The sequence below is a fragment of the Xenophilus sp. genome (genome assembly GCF_044462705.1).
GTDB lineage: Bacteria > Pseudomonadota > Gammaproteobacteria > Burkholderiales > Burkholderiaceae_C > Xenophilus > Xenophilus azovorans.
In genome coordinates this window covers 1-3,115 of sequence record NZ_JBIQNC010000331.1, presented here as the reverse complement: position 1 = coordinate 3,115, position 3,115 = coordinate 1, and the positions used below count along the sequence as shown (strand labels likewise).

Annotated in this window: 3 protein-coding genes and 1 pseudogene; all 4 read left to right on the top strand. The window is 69.0% G+C overall.

Annotation, left to right across the window (positions count from 1 at the left end):
* The first annotated feature begins 156 nt into the window (after nt 1–156).
* The 4 genes and pseudogenes from tnpA (at nt 157) to ACIY1X_RS25695 (ending at nt 3,011) form a co-directional block, all read left to right on the top strand.
* Nucleotides 157–510, top strand: coding sequence for an IS66-like element accessory protein TnpA (gene tnpA / locus ACIY1X_RS25710; protein WP_399686339.1), 354 nt, complete (start codon nt 157–159; stop codon nt 508–510).
* A complete protein-coding gene (gene tnpB, locus ACIY1X_RS25705; RefSeq protein WP_399686337.1) occupies nt 507–854 on the top strand; it encodes an IS66 family insertion sequence element accessory protein TnpB in 348 nt (115 codons plus the stop codon). The genes tnpA and tnpB overlap by 4 nt, the downstream gene beginning before the upstream one ends.
* Before the next feature lie 60 nt (nt 855–914).
* Nucleotides 915–2,493: pseudogene (gene tnpC / locus ACIY1X_RS25700) on the top strand (IS66 family transposase).
* The gene (locus ACIY1X_RS25695; protein WP_399686334.1) at nt 2,490–3,011 is read left to right on the top strand and encodes a hypothetical protein; all 522 of its coding nucleotides are present in this window, start codon (nt 2,490–2,492) and stop codon (nt 3,009–3,011) included. Before tnpC ends, ACIY1X_RS25695 begins: the two are co-directional and overlap by 4 nt.
* Nucleotides 3,012–3,115: the final 104 nt, after the last annotated feature.

Here is a 3,115-nt window from a genome sequence, read left to right as displayed (position 1 = left end):
CGCGGCAAGGTGGTGCGCACCACGATCGGTGATGCGCGTGCGCCATGCCCGCAGGGTAAGCGTGGCCTCACCACCCCATTGATGGCGCAGCCCTGACCGTCGAGCATGTGTGTCCATATGCAGGACTCTGGACATACCTCTCAATGGAGCGGCACGATGGTCGAGCGCACGATGCGCAACGGCAAGAAGGTCTACACCTCGGCATTCAAGGCCTGGATGGTGGAACATGCCCGCGTGCCAGGCGTGTCGGTCTCCGGCCTGGCGGTGCGCCACGGCGTCAACGCAAACCTGCTGCGCCACTGGATGCGGCTGGAGCACTGGAGTGCGCCTGCGGCTGCGCCCGTCCTGTTGCCCGTGACCGTCACGCAGCCTGAACCTTGTGCAGCGCCGGTGGCTACGCGCGAAGGCTCGGCACCGATAGAGATTGTGCTGGGCGAGGCCATCGTGCGCGTTCCCATCGGCGTAGACCTGCAGCACCTGCGCCTCGTCTTGCAAGCGCTGCGGGCATGATCGGCCCGCCAGCGAACACCCAGGTCTGGCTGGTGGCCGGCCACACCGACATGCGCAAGGGCTTCGATGGCCTGGCCGCGCTGGTGCAGACGGCCCTGGCGCAAAGCCCGTTCAAGGGGCACGTCTTCGTCTTCCGCGGCCGCCGTGGTGACATCGTCAAGCTGCTGTGGTTCGATGGCCAGGGCCTGCTGCTGCTGAGCAAGCGGCTGGAGCGAGGGCGCTTCATCTGGCCGCAGGCCAGCAGCGGCAGCGTGGCCCTCACGCCAGCGCAACTGGCCATGCTGCTGGAAGGCATCGACTGGCGCATGCCGGTGCGCACGCATCATCCCGAGTTGGCGGCATAGCCACACCGGCGTGCCGTCGGTGGCACTACCGATTGCCCAGGGCGAGTGCCTGCGGCACAGTTGGGGCCTGTGTCGACACCGCCACCCGCCGAGCCCCACACTATCGAAGGCTTGCTGCGCGTGATCGAGGTGCGTGATGGCGAACTCGCCGTGCTGCGCCTGATGGTGGACAAGCTCAAGCTGCAGTTGCTGCGCCGCGTGCGCGCGCAGTTCGGCACCTCCAGCGAACAGTGGCAGACCAGCCTGATCGACGAGCAAACATTGCCGGTGCCAACCTGTAAGCCGGTCGGCACCAAGACCGAGGCTGCCAACGCATCGACGATTGATCGCAGCCTGCCGGCGCACCTGCCGCGCGAGGCGCAAGTGCATCGCCCCGAGACGAACGCCGCACACCACGACGCGGCAGGCCAGCCCTGCGGCTGCACCGCCTGTGGCGGGCGGCTGCGCCAGATCGGCCAGGACGTCTCCGAGCAGCTGGAGTAAGTGCCGGCGCGCTTCAAGGTGATCCGCCATGTGCGACCCAAGCTGGCCTGCGTGCGCTGCCAGTCCATCTTCCAGGCAGACGCCGCCAGCCGGCCCATCGCACGCGGCTTGGCCGCAGCAGGCCTGCTGGCCCACGTGCTGGTGTCCAAGTATTGCGATCACCTGCCGCTGTACCGGCAAGGCAGCATCTACGCGCGCAGCGGCGTGCAGATCGACCGCTCCACCATGGCCGGTTGGGTCGAGCACAGCGAGCGGCTGCTCGCGCCGCTGGTGGCCGCGCTGGGCCGCTACACGCTGGCAGCGGCCAAGCTGCATGCCGATGACACCCCCGTGCCGGTGCTGGCACCGGGCCAGGGCAAGACGCGCACCGCGCGCCTGTGGGTCTACGTGCGCGACGACCGGCCTGCCGGCGCCAGCGAACCACCCGCAGCCTGGTACCAGTACACGCCCGACCGCAAGGGCGAGCGCCCGCAGCGCCACCTGCGCCACTTCCAGGGCGTGCTGCAGGCCGATGCCTACGGCGGCTGGGGCAAGCTGTACGACAGCGGCCAGGTCACCGAGGCGGCCTGCTGGGCGCATGCACGCCGGCCGTGGTGGGACCTGTACCTGAGCACCAGCAAGGCCGAGGACTCCATCGCGGCCCAGGCGCTGCAACGCATCGCGGCGCTGTACGCCGTGGAGAAGGACATCCGTGGCCAGCCACCGGATGTTCGCAGGACCCACCGTCAGGCCCGCGCTGGCCCGCTGCTCGATGAGCTGCACGCCTGGCTGAGCAGCCTGGTGGGGCGCGTGTCGGCCAAGTCCGATCTGGCACGCGCCATCGGCTACACCCTCACACGCTGGCAGGCGCTGACGCGCTACCGCGATGACGGGCGCATCGAGATGGACAACAACGCAGCCGAGCGAGCCCTGCGCGGCATAGCGCTGGGCCGTGGCAACTACTTGTTCATGGGCTCGGATGCCGGCGGCGAGCGGGCCGCCGCGATCTACAGCCTCGTACAGACGGCCAAGCTCCAACGGGCTCGATCCCGAGGCCTACCTGCGCGAGGTGCTGGGGCGCATTGCCGATCACCCGATCTGCCAAATCGAGGAGCTGCTGCCGTGGAACATCGGCACGCGCGAGGCAGTAGGCGACGAACAGCGACGCGCCGCATGAGCCGCGGCGTCGATCCGCGCATGCTGGAACTGCTGAACAACGCCAGCAGCTTGCAGCTGTTCGAGCTGAGCACCGTCATCGAGCGGCTGCTGGCCGACCTGCGCCGCATCATCGCCGTGCGGGTGAACCTGCACCTGGGCCAGACGGTGCGCTTCCTGGACTGGCGCGACGGCAGCCTGCGCGAGGGCAAGGTGCTGGCCATGAAGGACACGCAGCTCGTGCTGCAGGACTTGCGCGAGCGGCGTGAATGGAAGCTGCCCTATACCGCCATCGAGGCACCGTCAGCCGACGCCGGCGGAACGCCGCAAGGCCCCGCGATGCCGCCCGAGCCGAGCGCGCCGAAGCCCACGCGCGAGGACTTCCGGCGCGGCGACAAGGTGGCCTTCGAGGACAAGTATCTGCAGACCGTGGTGGGCACCGTCGTGCGGATCAACGAGCGCACTGCGACCGTCGATGCCGGCGGTGGCAACACCTGGCGCGTGGGCTTCGCGCTGCTGCGCCGCGTACTGGACATCTGACGTTCCGCCGACCGGCCGGGGTCAAGATGGGCCTTGGCGCCACACTTACCCCGCAGGACCTGGTCAACCGGCAGTTCAGCGCGCAGCGCCCGAACCAGTTGTGG